General features: G+C 73.9%; 14 protein-coding genes. 10 read left to right on the top strand and 4 right to left on the bottom strand.

Annotation, left to right across the window (positions count from 1 at the left end):
* The first annotated feature begins 2 nt into the window (after positions 1-2).
* Genes ACZ514_RS00385 through ACZ514_RS00395 form a run of 3 tightly spaced genes read left to right on the top strand, consistent with a single transcriptional unit; the run spans position 3 to position 2,445 of the window.
* Entirely contained in the window at positions 3-908 is a 906-nt protein-coding gene (locus ACZ514_RS00385; RefSeq protein ID WP_469123705.1) for a glutamate ABC transporter substrate-binding protein, read from the top strand.
* 17 nt (positions 909-925) lie between these two features.
* Complete coding sequence (locus ACZ514_RS00390; RefSeq protein WP_468173921.1) at positions 926-1,570, top strand: amino acid ABC transporter permease; 645 nt, start codon at positions 926-928, stop codon at positions 1,568-1,570.
* Complete coding sequence (locus tag ACZ514_RS00395) at positions 1,567-2,445, top strand: amino acid ABC transporter permease (RefSeq protein ID WP_468173919.1); 879 nt, start codon at positions 1,567-1,569, stop codon at positions 2,443-2,445. Before ACZ514_RS00390 ends, ACZ514_RS00395 begins: the two co-directional genes overlap by 4 nt.
* A gap of 65 nt (positions 2,446-2,510) precedes the next feature.
* Here ACZ514_RS00395 and ACZ514_RS00400 read toward each other — a convergent pair whose 3' ends face one another.
* Positions 2,511-4,097: a CocE/NonD family hydrolase gene (locus ACZ514_RS00400; protein WP_469123706.1), complete on the bottom strand. Its 1,587-nt coding sequence runs from the start codon at positions 4,095-4,097 to the stop codon at positions 2,511-2,513.
* Positions 4,098-4,222: 125 nt separating this feature from the next.
* Positions 4,223-5,401, bottom strand: coding sequence for a L,D-transpeptidase (locus ACZ514_RS00405; protein WP_468698401.1), 1,179 nt, complete (start codon positions 5,399-5,401; stop codon positions 4,223-4,225).
* Between the two features lie 383 nt (positions 5,402-5,784).
* On the opposite strand from ACZ514_RS00405, the gene murJ reads away from it, so the two are divergent.
* From murJ to ACZ514_RS00420, 3 genes are all read left to right on the top strand, one after another.
* Positions 5,785-7,488 (top strand): murein biosynthesis integral membrane protein MurJ, encoded by a 1,704-nt coding sequence (gene murJ / locus ACZ514_RS00410; protein WP_469123707.1) that lies wholly within the window; start codon positions 5,785-5,787, stop codon positions 7,486-7,488.
* A 40-nt stretch (positions 7,489-7,528) separates the two neighbouring features.
* Positions 7,529-8,254 (top strand): response regulator, encoded by a 726-nt coding sequence (locus ACZ514_RS00415; protein WP_468173913.1) that lies wholly within the window; start codon positions 7,529-7,531, stop codon positions 8,252-8,254.
* Between the two features lie 138 nt (positions 8,255-8,392).
* Positions 8,393-9,661, top strand: a complete 1,269-nt coding sequence (locus ACZ514_RS00420; RefSeq protein ID WP_469123708.1) for a cytochrome P450 — start codon at positions 8,393-8,395, stop codon at positions 9,659-9,661.
* On the opposite strand, the gene ACZ514_RS00425 is transcribed toward ACZ514_RS00420, so the two are convergent.
* Positions 9,621-10,343, bottom strand: a complete 723-nt coding sequence (locus ACZ514_RS00425; protein ID WP_469123709.1) for a hypothetical protein — start codon at positions 10,341-10,343, stop codon at positions 9,621-9,623. The two genes, ACZ514_RS00420 and ACZ514_RS00425, sit on opposite strands and share 41 nt — an antisense overlap.
* A gap of 154 nt (positions 10,344-10,497) precedes the next feature.
* Here ACZ514_RS00425 and ggt point away from each other — a divergent pair, with 154 nt between their 5' ends.
* Positions 10,498-12,345 carry a gamma-glutamyltransferase gene (gene ggt / locus ACZ514_RS00430; protein WP_469123710.1) on the top strand — a complete coding sequence of 616 codons (1,848 nt, stop codon included), beginning with the start codon at positions 10,498-10,500 and terminating at the stop codon, positions 12,343-12,345.
* Here the strand turns inward: ggt and map are convergent.
* A complete protein-coding gene (map, locus tag ACZ514_RS00435) occupies positions 12,332-13,099 on the bottom strand; it encodes a type I methionyl aminopeptidase (protein ID WP_469123711.1) in 768 nt (255 codons plus the stop codon). The two genes, ggt and map, sit on opposite strands and share 14 nt — an antisense overlap.
* A 64-nt stretch (positions 13,100-13,163) precedes the next feature.
* Between map and ACZ514_RS00440 the strand changes: the two genes are divergently transcribed.
* The 3 genes from ACZ514_RS00440 to ACZ514_RS00450 all read left to right on the top strand — a co-directional run bounded on the left by ACZ514_RS00440 (position 13,164) and on the right by ACZ514_RS00450 (position 15,280).
* Positions 13,164-13,415 carry a helix-turn-helix domain-containing protein gene (locus ACZ514_RS00440; RefSeq protein WP_361603255.1) on the top strand — a complete coding sequence of 84 codons (252 nt, stop codon included), beginning with the start codon at positions 13,164-13,166 and terminating at the stop codon, positions 13,413-13,415.
* Between the two features lie 102 nt (positions 13,416-13,517).
* Positions 13,518-13,718, top strand: a complete 201-nt coding sequence (locus ACZ514_RS00445; protein ID WP_469123712.1) for a hypothetical protein — start codon at positions 13,518-13,520, stop codon at positions 13,716-13,718.
* 23 nt (positions 13,719-13,741) lie between these two features.
* Positions 13,742-15,280 (top strand): hypothetical protein, encoded by a 1,539-nt coding sequence (locus ACZ514_RS00450; RefSeq protein ID WP_469123713.1) that lies wholly within the window; start codon positions 13,742-13,744, stop codon positions 15,278-15,280.
* Positions 15,281-15,375 lie beyond the last annotated feature (95 nt).

The raw sequence follows: 15,375 nt of genomic DNA on the forward strand, positions 1-15,375 counted from the left end.
CGATGAAGCACACCCTGCGCGCGCTCGCCCTGGCCGCCCTCCTCCTCGCCACCGTCGCCTGCGGCAAGTCCGGCAGCCCCCCGGTCAAGGGTCCCCAGCCCGAGGACCTGCCCGTCTACCAGGTGGACACCGCCTTCTCGCTGCCCGGGTCCCGCACCTGGGAGAGGGCGAGGAAGCGCGGCCGCCTCGTGGTCGGCGTCAAGGAGGACCAGCCCTACATGGGGGAGAAGGACCCGGCGACCGGCCGCTACTCCGGCTTCGACATCGAGATCGCCAAGATGATGGCGGCCTCGCTCGGCTTCGACCCCAAGACCATCGAGTTCAGGACGATCGCCTCCGCCAACCGCGAGACCGCCCTGCAGAACGGCCAGATCGACTACTACGTGGGCACCTACACGATCAACGCCAACCGCAAGAAGCAGGTCGGCTTCGCCGGGCCCTACTTCATGGCCGGCCAGTCCCTGCTCGTCCGCAGGAAGGAGAAGGACATCAAGGGCCCCGGGGACCTCGACGGCAAGAAGGTCTGCTCGGCCGCCGGCTCCACCCCCTACCAGCGGCTCCAGCGGGAGTTCCCCAAGGCCGTCCTCGTCGCCTACGACACCTACTCGGTCTGCGTGGACAACCTGCTGACCTACCAGGTCGACGCCGTCTCGACCGACGACTCCATCCTCCTCGGCTACGCCGCGAAGGTCCCCGAGGAGCTCAAGGTCGTCGGCAAGCCCTTCTCCGAGGAGCCCTACGGTATCGGCGTCCCCCGCGGTGATGACGCCCTGCGCCTCGCCCTCGACGACGCGCTGGCCGCGTACGAGAAGAACGGCTCCTGGAAGAAGGCCTACGAGGCCACGCTCGGCCTCTCCGGCCGGCCCGCCCCCGAGCCGCCCGCCATCGACCGCTACCCGGCGGCCTGAGGGGAGAGCACACCTCCATGGACGTACTCACCGAGAACTTCGCGCTCTACGGCAAGGGCTTCCTCGGCACGGTCGAGCTGACCGTCTACGCCTCGCTCCTCGCCCTGGTCCTCGGCTTCCTGATGGCCTCCTTCCGCGTCGCGCCCGTCGGCTCCTTCCGCGTCTTCGGCACGGTCTGGGTGACGGTGCTGCGCAACACCCCGCTCACCCTGCTCTTCTTCGCCGTGCTCCTGGGACTGCCGCGGTTCGGGCTGGTCCTGCCCTTCCAGCTCTTCGCCGTCCTCGCGCTCGGCTGCTACACCTCGGCCTTCATCTGCGAGGCCCTGCGCTCCGGCATCAACACCGTTCCCCAAGGGCAGGGGGAGGCGGCCCGCAGCCTGGGCATGTCCTTCGGGCAGACCCTGGGCACGGTCGTGCTCCCGCAGGCCTTCCGCTCCGTCATCCCGCCCATCGGCTCGACCCTGATCGCGCTCGCGAAGAACTCCGCGATCGCCGGCGCCTTCAGCGTCACCGAGCTGCTCGGCACGTACAAGAACCTCAACGAGCTGGGCTACAGCATCATCTGGACCTTCGTCTGGATCGCGGCCGGCTACCTGATCATCACCCTGTCCATCAGCGCGCTCTTCAACGTGCTGGAGAAGCGCTACGGAGTCGCCCGATGACCGCGCACGCGCTGCACGGGGACCTGGGGTCCACCGCCCTCTACGACGTGCCCGGGCCCCGGGCCCGGCGCCGCCACCTCCTCTACGGGATCGCCTCGACGGCGGTGATCCTCGCCCTGCTGGCCTGGGTCCTCCTCCTGCTCTTCGACACCGGCCAGTTCACCACCGGCAAGTGGCGGCCCTTCGCCTACGAGGGCATCCAGGAGCTGCTGCTGGAGGGGCTCGGGAACACCCTGAAGGCCTTCGCGTACGCCTCGGTGCTCTCGCTCGCCCTCGGCGCCGTGCTCGCCACCGGCCGTCTCTCGGAGCACCGGCCGGTGCGCTGGCTGGCGACGCTGTGCGTGGAGTTCTTCCGCGCGATGCCGGTCCTGGTGATGATCTTCTTCATCTTCGTGGCGCTGAAGGTCCAGCCCCTGCCCGCGCTGGTGGCCGGGCTGACCCTCTACAACGGATCGGTGCTCGCCGAGGTCTTCCGCTCGGGCGTCAACTCCGTGGAGAAGGGCCAGCGGGAGGCGGCGTACGCGCTGGGGATGCGCAAGACGCAAGTGATGACCTTCGTCCTCGCCCCGCAGGCGGTCCGCGCGATGCTGCCCACCATCATCAGCCAGCTGGTGGTGGCCCTGAAGGACACCTCGCTCGGCTTCCTGATCACCTACGAGGAGTTCCTGCACGCGGGCAAGCTGATCGCCTCGAACCTGGACTACGACCTGCCGTTCATCCCCGTCGTGCTGATCATCTCGCCGGTGTACATCGGGATGTGCATGCTGCTGTCCTGGTTCGCCACGTGGGTCGCGCGGCGGGAGCGGCGCAACCCGAAGACCCGGGCCGTCGAGGTCGCCCCCGCCGAACCGGGCACGGTGCTGCCGGGGAGGTAGGCGCGGAGCCCTCCTTCCCCCCACGCCCGGGGGCGTGGGGGGACCCCACCGGCGGCAGCCGCGGATCACTGCTCGCGCAGCGGTACCGAGACGTACGAGGGATCGGTGCGCGGCGAGGAGAAGGTCAGCTGCGCGCCGGTGGGGTTGTGCTCGATGTAGAGGGGGTCGACCGTGTCGACGACGAGCGCGAGCCGGTGGCCCCGGGGCACGTCGTAGGCGGTGGAGAAGAGGTCCAGGTCGACCCCGAAGGACTGGCCGGGGGTCTTCCCGTGGAAGGTGTACGGGGCGTTGCTGACGAGCTTGCCGACGCCGAGCGGGCCGACGTCGTAGAGGTAGGCGACGAAGGTGCCGTCGCCCTTGGTGGGCGTGACGGTGGTGTGCAGGCGGACGGTGCCGCGGATCCGGCGCTCCTCCTCGTAGCGCGGTGACTGCCAGACGGCGGCGAAGGCGCGGTTGAGGAGCGGGACCGACGCGGTCGGCGGTGCCTTCGCGAACTGGTCGAGGACGCTGGAGAGGAAGAGGATCCCGCCGTTGGCGCCGGAGTCGACGTTGGCCCAGACGTGCTCGCTGTCGGCGAGCGGGAGCTTCTCGGTGCCGCCGGAGCCGACCGACGCCCAGTCGGCGTAGCCCTCGTAGCCTTCGGCGGTGCGGGACTTGATCTGTACCGGGGCCTCGGTGTCGACCCCGTTGCGTTCGCCCTTGAGGTAGCGGTCGAACCAGCGGTGGGCGTTGGTCCAGGTGTCGTTGGGCAGCCCGAGCAGGCCGCTGGCCTCGGCGGTGGCGTGGTCCCCGGGGCGGAACTCCAGGCGCTTGGGGCCGGTGAGCCTCTCGAAGAACTTGGCGTACTGGTTGGGCGGGAAGACGGTGTCGCCCCACGCGTTGCCCAGCATGACGGCGGCGCCGTTGGCGTTGATCCGGTCCACCTGCTCGGAGGCGGAGCGCTTCCTGCCCCATTCGATCATCGCCTGCTCGTTCTCCAGCTTCGATCCCAGGAAGTCGCCGAGGATCGCCTGGAGTTCCGGCCCGGGCCGCCCGGTCAGGTAGCCGGCGGCGCCCAGCATCCCGGCGGCCTGGAGGTGCTGCGTGCGGCCGGAGTAGATGGACTCGATGAGGTCCGCCCATCCGCTGAGGGCGACCACGGCCTTGATCCGGGGGTCGTGCGCGGAGGCCAGCAGGCTGATGCCCGCGCCGTACGAGACCCCGCCGAGGCCGATGCGTCCGGGGTCGGCGGGGGAGTGGGCCAGGGCCCAGTCGATCACGGCGGAGACGTCGGCGATGTCGGCCGGCCCGGCCGTCTCGATCTGTCCGCCGGAGAGCCAGAAGCCGCGGGAGGTGTAGCCGACCACGACGTAGCCGGAGTCGGCGAGCTGCTTGGCCTGGGCGAGGTACTCGATCTGCGGCATGCCCCAGCTGGTGGGGAGCACGATCAGCGGGTACGTCCGGCCGGGTTCGGCGCCGGCCGGGGTGAAGACGTTGCCCTTGAGGGTGATGCCGCCGGAGCCGGGGATGTCGTGGAAGCGCACCTGTGAGGGGGCGTCCGAGCGGGACGCGGTGGCGGCGGGGGCCGCCTGGGCCTGATGGGGGGCCAGGCCCAGGACGGCTGCCGCGAGCAGCGCGGCCACCGCCGTCGCGGTGGTGGGGCGGGTTCTCATCGGTGGCTCCTCGCGTGCGCCGGTGTCCGAAAGTGACCCGACGGTAACGGGAGGGGCTTACCCGGGGTAACCCATGGGTAAGTTACGTAGCGGTAACAATTGCGGGAGGGAGGCCGTTCCCCGGGTCAGCCCTGCTGCGAGCCGCCGCCGGCCAGGGCGCTCTTCGCCCGCCACTGGTCCCACGACAGGTTCCACTCGCCGTAGCCGTTGCCCAGGTCGGCGTTGCCCTTGGAGCCGCTGCCCACGACCTCGAAGGGGTCGCCGACCTGGACCCGCTCGTAGAAGGTCCTGGCGTCGGCGTCGCTCATGCCCACGCAGCCCGAACTGCTGTTGGCCCGGCCGAAGTTGGCGGCGTTCCACGGAGCGGCGTGCGCGTACATGCCGGACCAGGTCAGCCGCATCGAGTAGTCGACCATCTTGTCGTAGGAGTCGCCCAGACCCACCGTCTGGGAGTCCATCCGGATGGTGCCCTCCTTCGACATCAGCACCATCTTCCCGGACCAGGAGGCCTTCTGGCCGCCGGGCGTGCCCGCCGAGACCGGGATCGTCCTGACCGCCTGGCCGTCCTCGGTCACCGTCATCTTCTTGGTGTCGAGGCTGACCTCCATCCGGCGGTCCTTGCCTATCGTGAACTCGGTGGTGTAATCGCGGGCGAAGAGACCGCCGCCGGGGCCCGAGTCCACGCCGTTCAGGTTCATGTCGACCTTCACGTCGGTGCCGGACTTCCAGTACTCCTTCGGACGCCAGTCCACCCGGTCCTTCCCGGAATAGTCCTTGAACCAGCCCCAGGAACCCTCGGTGCCGTTCGAGCTGGTGACCTTCAGCTGCTTCTCGACCTCGGCCTTGTTCTTCACCGGATTGTCGAAGACGAGCGAGACGGGCATCGCGACGCCCACCGTGCTGCCCTTCGGGATGTTGATCGAGACCTTGTTCACCTTGTCCGCGGGCGAGGTCCTGAACCGGGTGCTCGCGCTCTGACCGGTGGTGTTCTGCGCCTCGACCCGGTAGTCGGTGCCGGGGGAGGCGTTGCGCTCCGAGGCCCAGGTCCGGCCGTCGGCGGATATCTGCCCGGGCAGCTCCCCGCCCTTGCCGTCCGTCACCTTCACCAGCGAGAACTTCCCGTCGGCCAGGGTCACCCTGACCGGCTCCCCCGCCTTGACCTGCTCGCCCGTGAGGTTCACCGAGATCGCCATGTCCGGGCGCTTCTCCGGGTCCGACCCCTTGCCGTCACCGCCCCCGTTCCCGGAGCCACCGCCCCCGCAGGCGCTCAGTGCCAGCGTGAGGAGCGCGGTGCCCGCCAGCATCGCGTGACGGGTGCGGCGGCGCGGAAGTGCGGTGCGGCGTGTACGGCTCAACGAAAACCCCTCCGGAATAACGGTCGTCCTCCTAGGAGGAGCGAAAGCGGCCACTTCGGGTTGCGCATTCCCCGGAAAATCTCCCTCAGGCGGTTGTGACACGGGCCGCAGCGGAACAGCTGCCCCGCGGTCGCCTGCGGAAGCCCGATCCGGAAACCGGCCGTCCGGAATTCGCCAACCGATGGACCGGAAACCGGAAAAGGACCTTCCGCACCCGGCGGGGGCCGAAAGTCCCCACCGGTCTCGCGCATTCACCACCGCGGCCCGGCACCGGGCCGCTCCGGCGGCCGGGATACCCTCCCCCTTCGGCCCGGCGAAGGAGAGACACCCCGATGTACGGATCCACCAGCAGCGCGGCGCGGCAGCAGGCCCCACCGCGACCGGAGGCCGACGACGCCCGGGTGGCGGCGCCCGTGGCCGCGCCCGTGGGCGCACCGGCCGCGGCGAAGGCCTCGGTGCTGCGCAGCGGAGCGCTGATGGCCGCAGGCTCCGTCGTCTCCCGCGCCACCGGCTTCGTCCGCTCGGCCGTGGTCCTCGCCGCGCTGGGCGCCGGGTTCCTCGGCGACGGCTACACCGTCGCCAACACCCTCCCGAACATCATCTACATGCTGCTGGTCGGCGGCGCCCTCAACGCCGTCTTCGTCCCCGAGCTGGTGCGCGCCGCCAAGGAGCACCGCGACGGCGGGGCCGCGTACACCGACCGGCTGCTGACCGCCTGCACCGTGGCGCTCCTCGCGCTCACCGCCACCGCCGTCCTCGCCGCACCGCTGATCGTCGACGCGTACACCCCCGAGGCGTACACCCCGGCCCAGCGGAGCACCGTCGTCGCCCTGGCCCGCTTCTGCCTGCCGCAGATCCTCTTCTACGGGCTCTTCACCGTGCTCGGCCAAGTGCTGGGCGCCCGCGGCCGGTTCGGCGCCATGATGTGGACCCCGGTCCTCAACAACCTCGTCATCATCGGCGTCTTCGGCCTCTTCCTGTACACCTCCCACGGCGGCCGCGACACCCTCGGCGCCGCGGACACCCGGCTGCTGGGCATCGGCACCACCGCCGGCATCGTCGTCCAGGCCCTCGCCCTCGTCCCCTCGCTGCGCGCCGCCCGCTTCCGCTGGCGCCCCCGCTTCGACTGGCGCGGCAACGGCCTCACCCGGCCGCTGCGCAACGCGGGCTGGCTGGTCCTGCTCGTCCTCACCAACCAGATCGCCTACTGGGTGGTCACCGTCCTCTCCACCACCGTCGGCCACCGGGCGGCCGGCTTCGGCTACGCCGCCTACACCAGCGCCTACCAGCTGTGGATCGTCCCCCAGGGCATCATCACCGTCTCCCTGGTCACCGCCCTCATGCCCCGGATGAGCGCGGCCGCGGCCGACGGTGACCTCGGCGCCGTCCGTGAGGACGTCTCGTACGCGCTGCGCTCCAGCGCCGCCCTCGTGGTGCCGGCCGCCGCGCTCCTCGCCGCGCTGGCCCCCTGGGTGATGGACTGCGTCTCCGGGTACGGGAAGGTCACCGCCGCCGAGGTCGCCGCCATGGCGGGCATGCTCACCGCGTTCGCCCCCGGCCTGGTCGCCTTCTCCGCCCAGTACGTGCTGGCGCGCGGCTTCTACGCGCTCTCCGACACCCGGACCCCCTTCCTCCTCAACCTGGTCATCGTCACCTGCAACGCCGGACTGTCGTACGCCGCCTACCTCCTGCTGCCGGCGCGCTGGGCGGTCACCGGCATGGCCGCCGCCACCTCCCTCGCCTTCACGGCGGGCGCCGCGGTCACCGCGTACGCCCTCTCCCGCAGGCTCGGACCGCGCACGGGCGGCCCCGCCGCCACGGCGCTGGGCACCCACCTGAGGCTGGCGGCCGCCGGCCTGCCCGCGGCCGCCGCCGCGTACGGGGCCGCCCGGGCCGCCGACGGCCTCGGTGCCTTCGCCGCCGCGGCGGCGGGAACCGCCGCGCTGGCCCTGGTCGTCGTACTCCTCGCCCGGCCGCTGCGCCTGGCGGAGATCACCGACCTGCTGGACTCCCTGCGCCGGAAGGTCGGACGGTAGCGGGAGGACAGCACATGGAACACCCTGGAGCACGGGCCGGATGCCGCGCCTCCTGCTGATCGAGGACGACCCGTCCATCCGGGAGGGAGTCGGCCTCGGCCTGCGCCGCCGCGGCCACGAGGTGAGCACCGCGGCGACCGGCGAGGAAGGACTGGCCCTCATCGGCGGCCTGCGCCCCGAACTGGTGCTCCTGGACCTGGTGCTGCCCGGGATCGACGGCGTCCAGGTCTGCCGCCGGATCCGCGAGACCAGCCGGGTCCCGGTCATCATGCTCACCGCGCGCGGCGGCGACTCCGACATCGTCGCGGGCCTGGAAGCCGGAGCCGACGACTACATCGTCAAACCCGCCCGTACCGAGATCATCGAAGCCCGCGTCAAGGCCGTACTGCGCCGCCTCGAGGACCCGGGCGGCCGGCCCGGCGTCGAACACCACGGCGGGCTCGCCATCGACCGCGCCGGGCTGACCGTCGCCAGGAACGGCGAGCGCGTCGCCCTCGCGCCCGGCGAGATCAAGCTCCTGTTCCACCTGGCGGCCTCACCCGGGCAGGTCTTCTCCCGGCAGCAGCTGCTGGAGCACGTCTGGGAGCACAGCCACCACGCCGACGCCCGGCTCGTCGACGCCTGCGTGCGCCGGCTGCGCGGCAAGATCGAGGACCCCGGCGGCCATCCCCGCTACATCCAGACCGTGCGGGGCGCCGGCTACCGCTTCGGCCCGCTCCTCACGTGCGCGGCCGCCCCGCACCCCGCGGACCGCGCCCCCGGCTGATCGCCGCGTTCCCGCCGGCCGCCGCGGTCTGCGCCGGGGAGGCCGTGGCGGCCCGGGCGGCCCCTTCGCCCGCGCCCCCGGCGGCCCCTTGCGGCGGCCCCTTGCGTCGGCCCCCGGTGTCCCGCCACCGTGTGGCCCATGGAACGCGCCGCCCGGCCCCCCGCCATCCCCGACGTCTTCGACCCCCGCCTCTACGCCGAGGGCGTCCCGCACGAGCGCTACCGCCTGCTCCGCGACCGCCACCCCGTGGCCTGGCAGGAGGAGCGCGAGGTCCAGGGCTGGCCCGCCGGACCCGGCTTCTGGGCCGTCACCCGGCACGCCGACGTCGTCCGCGTCCTGCGCGACCACGCCGCGTACTCCTCCTCGCTCGGCGCCACCCAGATCCGCGACCCGGACCCCGCCGACCTGCCGTTCCTGCGCAGCACCATGCTCAACCAGGACCCGCCGGACCACGGGCGGCTGCGCCGCCTGGTCTCCCGCGCCTTCACCCCCGCGCGCGTCGACGCCTTCGCGGACCGGGTCCGGGACCGCGCCCGTACCCTCCTCGCCGCCGCGCGGGACGGCGCCGAGGACGGCAGCGCCGACGTGGTGCGCGCCGTCACCGACGAGTACGCCCTGCTCAACCTCACCGACCTGCTGGGCGTCCCGCCCGCCGACCGGGGCCTGCTGCTGGAGTGGACCGTACGGATCATCGGCTACCAGGACCCCGAGGACGCGCCCGCGCCCCTCCTCGGCCCCGACGGCAAGCCGCTCAACCCGCGCTCCCCGGCGCTGCTCGGCGAGATGTTCGGGTACGCCCGAGAACTGGCCGCGTACAAGCGCGCCCGTCCCGGGGACGACGTCATGACCGCCCTCGCGCAGGGCGGACTGGAGCCCGCCGAACTGGAGATGTTCTTCTTCCTGCTGACCGTCGCCGGCAACGACACCGTACGCAGCGCGGCGCCGGGCGGCCTGCTGGCCCTGGCCCGCGACCCCGACGCCTACCGGCGCCTCGCCGACGGCACCGCCCCGGCCGGCCGGGCCGTCGAGGAACTGCTGCGCGTCCACCCGCCCGTGCTCAGCTTCCGCCGCACCGCCGCCCGCGACACCGAACTCGCCGGCACCCCGATCCGGGCCGGGGACAAGGTGGTGGTCTTCCACGCCTCCGCCAACCACGACGAACGGGTCTTCGCCGACCCGCACCGGCTCGACCCGGACCGCGCCCCCAACCCCCACGTCTCCTTCGGCGACGGTCCGCACGTCTGCCTCGGCGCCCACTTCGCCCGGCTCCAGCTGCGCACCCTCTACGAGGAGTGGTGCGGCTCCATGCCCGCTCCGGAACTCGCCGGCCCGCCCCGCCGGCTGGTCTCCAACTTCATCAACGGCATCACGCGCCTGCCGCTGCGGGTGTCCGGGCCGCGGCGGTGACATCGGCGACCAGTTCGGTCACGTCCGGCCCGTAGGCGTCGGAGTTGACCACCTTCAGCACGAGGCAGAAGGACTTCCCGCGGTGCTCGCGCGCCAGCTGCCGGTGGTTGCGGGCGAGGTAACGGGCCGCTGCCTGGTTGCTGTTGGCGGTCTGCCCGGACAGCAGGAACACCGGCCGGGACCCCTGCCCCGTCGTCAGCCGCGCCAGCAGCACGTACTCGACCAGACCCGGTTCCCAGCGGTACGCCTCCGCGCCGACGCTGATCATCCCCCGGTCCGGGCCGCGTTCGGAGGACATCTCGACCCGGACCCCGGGGAGCAGGGAATGCAGGTGGGCCACCGTACGGGAGTTGGACGCGGGACCGCCGACGCAGAACTCGGTGCGCTCGCCGAAACCCTGCCGCGCCTCGTGGGTGACGATCTGCACCGTCGCCCCGCAGTCCTTGATCAGGGACGATATCTCCAGCAGCGCGAAGGCGTCGTTGCGGTGCAGTGAGGATTCCTTGCCGCCCATCTGCCGGTTCACCACGAACAGGCAGTCGGAGCCGGCCGGGAGCCCGAAGAAGGCCTGCTTGCGGCGGAGCGCGCGGCGCCACACGTACGTCCGCGTGAACCAGCCGAAACCACCGCTGAGGGCGGTGGCCACCACTCCGAGCACGATGTTGCGGACGTCGTCGTTCATGCGGCGGATGGTAGCCGCCGCGCCGCCTTCCTGACGCGGGGGGCGGGGCGGCACTAGGCTGCCGGGCCTGGGACCTGTCGTCGGAGCAGCACCGGGCCGGGCGCCGCCGCGACGACCGGTCCCGGCCTGACCGGCCGTCGACTGGAGGAACCGGATGCGCGTTCGTGCCGCACGTCAGTTAGCGTTCGCAGCCCTCGCCGGGGCGCTCGTCTCCACCGGGGCCGCCGCCCCGCCCGCACAGGTCCCCGTCCCGCCCAAGGTGCCCGTCGCCGCCGGTTACGGCGGGGCCGTCGCCAGCGTCGACCGCGACGCCTCGGCCGCCGGCATCGCCGTGCTGCGCGCCGGGGGCAACGCCGTGGACGCGGCGATCGCCACCGCCGCCGCGCTCGGGGTCACCGAACCGTACTCGGCGGGGATCGGCGGGGGCGGCTACTTCGTCTACTACGACGCCTCCTCGCGCCGGGTGCACACCATCGACGGCCGCGAAACCGCCCCGGCCACGGCCACCGAAACCCTGTTCCAGGAGAACGGCGCCCCCATCCCCTTCGCCGAGGGCCAGACCAGCGGCCGCTCGGTCGGCGTTCCCGGCACCCCCGCCACCTGGAAGAGCGCCCTCGACGCCTGGGGCAGCCGCCCGCTCGCCCAGCTCCTGCGCCCCGCCGAGAAACTGGCCCGCGACGGCTTCGAGGTCGACAGCACCTTCCGCGCCCAGACCGAGGCCAACCAGGACCGCTTCAAGGACTTCCCCGCCACCCGGGAGCTGTTCCTGCCCGGCGGGCGGCTGCCCGTCGTCGGATCCACCTTCAAGAACCCGGACCTGGCCGCCACCTACGCCGAACTCGCCCGCAAGGGCACCGGCGCGCTCTACCGGGGCCCGATCGCCCAGGACATCGTCAACACCGTCCGCAAACCCCCCGTCGACCCGGCCGCCACCCGCAACGTCCGCCCCGGCGACCTGACCACCGCCGACCTGCGCGCGTACGAGACCAAGCGGCAGGCCCCCACCCAGGTGTCCTACCGGGGCCTGGACGTCTACAGCATGGCCCCCTCCTCCTCCGGCGGCACCACCGTCGGGGAGGCCCTGAACATCCTGGAGGGCACCGACCTGTCGAAGCTGTCCCCGGCGCAGTACCTGCACCGGTACATCGAGGCGTCCCGGATCGCCTTCGCCGACCGGGGCCGCTGGGTCGGCGACCCGGCCGCCGGGCCCGTCCCCACGCGCGAGCTGCTCTCGCAGCGGTACGCGGACTCGCGCGCCTGCCTCATCAGGCCCGACCGGACGCTGACCAGCCCGCTGGCCCCCGGAGACCCTCGCGACCCCGTCCCGTGCGCCACCACGGGCGAGGCCGCCCCGACCACCTACGAGGGGGAGAACACCACCCACCTGACGGTCGCCGACCGCTGGGGCAACGTGGTCTCCTACACCCTGACCATCGAGTCGACCGGCGGCAGCGCCATCACCGTCCCCGGGCGGGGCTTCCTGCTCAACAACGAGCTGACCGACTTCTCCTTCGCCCCGGCGGCCCCCGGGGTGCCCGATCCGAACCTGCCCGGGCCGGGCAAGCGCCCGCGCTCCTCCATGTCCCCGACCATCGTCCTGGAGCACGGCCGTCCGCTCCTCGCGGTCGGCTCCCCGGGCGGCGCCACGATCATCACCACCGTGCTGCAGACCCTGACCGGCCACCTGGACCGGGGCCTGCCCCTGGTGGACGCCATCGCGGCCCCGCGCGCCAGCCAGCGCAACCAGACCACCACCGAGCTGGAGCCGGGCCTGTGGAACAGCCCGCTGCGCACCGAACTGGAGGGGCTGGGGCAGGCCTTCCGGCAGAACCCGGAGATCGGCGCCGCCACCGGCGTCCAGCGGCTGCCGGACGGCCGCTGGCTGGCGGCGGCCGAGACGACCCGCCGGGGCGGCGGCTCGGCGATGGTGGTGCGCCCGCACGGCCCGGCATCCGGGGCGCCCTGGCGGGGGCGTCCGGCCCGGGTTCCTACAGCGCCGTGAGGATCCTCGGACCGGCGGCGGTGACGGCGACCGTGTGCTCGGCGTGGGCGGCGCGCGAGCCGTCGGTGGTGCGCAGGGTCCAGCCGTCGGCGTCGCGGGTGTAGTCGTCCGTGCCGCCCGCGATCAGCATCGGCTCGATCGCGATGACCATGCCGGGGCGCAGCTTCATGCCGTGCCCCGGCGGTCCCTCGTTGGGAACGCCCGGATCCTCGTGCATACTGCGGCCCACGCCGTGGCCGCCGAAGCCCTCGGGGATGCCGTAGCCGGCGGAGCGGCAGACGGTGCCGATGGCGTGGGCGATGTCGCCGATCCGGTTGCCGGGCACGGCGGCGGCGATGCCGGCCGCCAGGGCCCGTTCGGCGGTCTCGACCAGGCGCAGGTCGGCGGCGCGGGGGCGGCCGACGGTGAAGCTGACGGCGGCGTCCCCGACCCAGCCGCGCAGCCGGGCGCCGCAGTCGATGCTGACCAGGTCACCGTCACCCAGCCGGTAGCCGTCGGGGATCCCGTGGACGATCGCGTCGTTGACCGAGGCGCACACCACCCCGGGGAAGGGCACCGGCGCGAAGTGCGGCCGGTAGCCGAGGAAGGGGGAGGTGGCGCGGGCCTCGCGCAGGACCGCGCGGGCCACCGCGTCCAGCTCCAGCAGGGAGACCCCGACCCGGGCCGCCCCGCGCACGGCTGCCAGGGCGTGGGCGACCACCCGGCCGGCGGCGCGCATCTCGTCGATCGCCCGATCCGTCTTGAGTTGAACCATGCCAATAACTATACCGGTATAAGTTTACCGGGATAGTAATGGGGTGCCGGGGTAGGATGGCGCCATGGTCCGTACCCCCCTGACACCCGAAGAGCGCGAGCGCGGCGAGCGTCTGGGCGCGCTGCTGCGCGAAGCCCGGGCAGGCCGCAGCATGGTCGAGGTCGCGGCCGGCGCCGGGCTCTCCGCCGAGACCCTCCGCAAGATCGAGACCGGCCGGGCGCCCACCCCCGCCTTCTTCACGGTCGCCGCCCTGGCCGGCGTGCTCGGGCTCTCCCTGGACGAGGTCGTACGGCGCTGCGCGCTCGTGCCCGCCTGACGGACCGCGCCGGACCCCTCACGGGGGCGTGTCCGGCCGCCGGACGGCCCAATGGGCGGTGGAAGCGGCGGGGCCGGGGGCAGTGGTGCAGGCGTGTCAGTGATGAACGCGACGAAACGCCTCGGCCTCGCACTCCTCGGCGCCCTCCTCGCGGCCGGCCTCCTGGCCGCCGCCTGCTCCACCCCCGCGGGGCGGGCCGGCGCCCTGCCCCCGGCCCCGGACGGCGGCTTCCTCACAGCCGGCGGGAGCGCCGCGGACGCGCCTTCGCCGTCCAGGTTTGAGATGTCCGTAGCCCGCCCGTAACGCGGGTGGGATGCAATGCGTGCATGGAGACGCCGACTGCGCTGGTGATCGGGCAACTCACGGACTACCTCCGGGCCCTGACGCGGAGACTGGATCCCGGCGCCGGCTGGTACGGGGAATTCCTGCGGCGGGACCCGGAGGGCATGCGCGCCTGCCTCGACGGGGTGGCCGTGCCGCCGTGGGACGTACTGGAATCGCTGCTCGGCGACCTGCCGGGGGAGGCGGGCGACGCGGCGGGCGAAGCCGCGTACGCGGCCGCGCTGCGGGCGGCGGCCGTCGCCGCGTGGGACGCGGTGCCGGGCGGGGCGGCCGAGTTGCGGACCCTGCTCGACGCGGCCGTGGCGCAGCGGGCCGCCCTGGAGGAGGCGCTGCGCGGGCTGACCGGCCGGCGCGCCGGTGCCGGGGACCCGGCGGAGGCGGCCGCCCTGGACCGGGAACTGGCCTGGGCCCGGGACGACGCGGCCCGCGCGGCCGCGCGGCACGCGGACCTGGCGGCCCGGCTGGCGGCCCTGCCGGCGGAAGCGGGGCCGCCGGGGCCGCAGTCCGTGTCCGGGCCCCGGCCGCCGCAGCTGCCCCGGCGGCGGCCGGGGGCGCGACTGTCGCAGCCGGGGGCGCCGGCGCCGCGGCCTCGGCCGCTGTCGGAGTCGCAGCCGTCGCCCGGACCGCAGCCGGCGCCGCGGCCGGCGGTTCCGGCGCTGCGGGAGGGCCGGTGGCCGCGCGGCGCCCGGCGCGTCGCAGGGGCCCGGTACGCGGGCGCGCCGCCGGCGGCGGTGCCCGCGCCCGGGGAGCCCGCCCCGGCCGGGACCGTCCCGGACCTCCCCGTCCCGGCCCCGCGCGGCGCCCGCTACGTCCGCCCGGCCGCCGACCGGACCCCGCCGCCGCGCGGCGGCGCCTCCCCGGCGGCGGAGTCCGCACCGGCCGCGACCGGCGTCACCCCGGCGGCACACCCCGGCCCGCACCCTGCACCGGCCTCCGCCGGCCCCGGTCCCGCCCCCGACGTGTCCCCCGTACCGGACACCCCGGCCGGGGCCCCGGTGCCCGGGCCGCGCGGCGGATTCACCACCGAGCTGCTCGCGCTGCGCGCGCAGGGCCGCGGCGGCGAGGCCCACGCCCTGCTGTGCGAGGCCGCCGCCTGGCCCGCCGCCGAACTCCCCGCCCTCGCCGCCGAACTGGGCCGCGCGGGCCTGGCGGCCGACTGGGCCACCCTCCTGTGGGAGGCGGCCTCGCTCCCGCCCGACCGGCTCGCCGCGGCCGCCGCCGCCCTCGGCGAGGCGGGCCGGGAAGCCGACTGCGACGGCCTGCTGCGCCAGGGCGCGGCCCGTCCGGCCGCCGAGGTGGCCGAGGCGGCCCTCGTCCTCGGCACGTCCGGCCGGGACCGGGAGGCCCAGGCCCTGCTGGGTGCCTTCGTCCGGCTGCGCACCGCGGAGGAGGCGGCCGGCCTCGCCCGCCGGGACCCGCACTGGTTCGCCCCCCGGCTGCTGCGGGCGGCCCGGGCCCTGTCCGGGACCCGGCACCGCGACCTGGCGCACGCGCTGCGGGTGGCGGGAATCGCGGTGCCCTGAACCGCCCGTCCGCTGACCGCAAACGACCGCGTGGCGTCGTAACGTGATCGACTACTCCAACCGCGCAAGGTGGTCTTGCCCCAGGCTGTGACGAG

The organism is Streptomyces sp. NPDC034086 (assembly GCF_055575515.1).

Bases quoted from the DNA above. Each gene is read 5' to 3' on its own strand.
- ggt (WP_469123710.1), top strand. From the start codon at position 10,498: ATGCGCGTTCGTGCCGCACGTCAGTTAGCGTTCGCAGCCCTCGCCGGG.
- ACZ514_RS00450 (WP_469123713.1), top strand. From the start codon at position 13,742: ATGGAGACGCCGACTGCGCTGGTGATCGGGCAACTCACGGACTACCTC.
- ACZ514_RS00385 (WP_469123705.1), top strand. From the start codon at position 3: ATGAAGCACACCCTGCGCGCGCTCGCCCTGGCCGCCCTCCTCCTCGCC.
- ACZ514_RS00415 (WP_468173913.1), top strand. From the start codon at position 7,529: ATGCCGCGCCTCCTGCTGATCGAGGACGACCCGTCCATCCGGGAGGGA.
- murJ (WP_469123707.1), top strand. From the start codon at position 5,785: ATGTACGGATCCACCAGCAGCGCGGCGCGGCAGCAGGCCCCACCGCGA.
- ACZ514_RS00445 (WP_469123712.1), top strand. From the start codon at position 13,518: ATGAACGCGACGAAACGCCTCGGCCTCGCACTCCTCGGCGCCCTCCTC.
- map (WP_469123711.1), bottom strand. From the start codon at position 13,099: ATGGTTCAACTCAAGACGGATCGGGCGATCGACGAGATGCGCGCCGCC.
- ACZ514_RS00395 (WP_468173919.1), top strand. From the start codon at position 1,567: ATGACCGCGCACGCGCTGCACGGGGACCTGGGGTCCACCGCCCTCTAC.
- ACZ514_RS00405 (WP_468698401.1), bottom strand. From the start codon at position 5,401: ATGCTGGCGGGCACCGCGCTCCTCACGCTGGCACTGAGCGCCTGCGGG.
- ACZ514_RS00390 (WP_468173921.1), top strand. From the start codon at position 926: ATGGACGTACTCACCGAGAACTTCGCGCTCTACGGCAAGGGCTTCCTC.
- ACZ514_RS00425 (WP_469123709.1), bottom strand. From the start codon at position 10,343: ATGAACGACGACGTCCGCAACATCGTGCTCGGAGTGGTGGCCACCGCC.
- ACZ514_RS00420 (WP_469123708.1), top strand. From the start codon at position 8,393: ATGGAACGCGCCGCCCGGCCCCCCGCCATCCCCGACGTCTTCGACCCC.
- ACZ514_RS00440 (WP_361603255.1), top strand. From the start codon at position 13,164: ATGGTCCGTACCCCCCTGACACCCGAAGAGCGCGAGCGCGGCGAGCGT.
- ACZ514_RS00400 (WP_469123706.1), bottom strand. From the start codon at position 4,097: ATGAGAACCCGCCCCACCACCGCGACGGCGGTGGCCGCGCTGCTCGCG.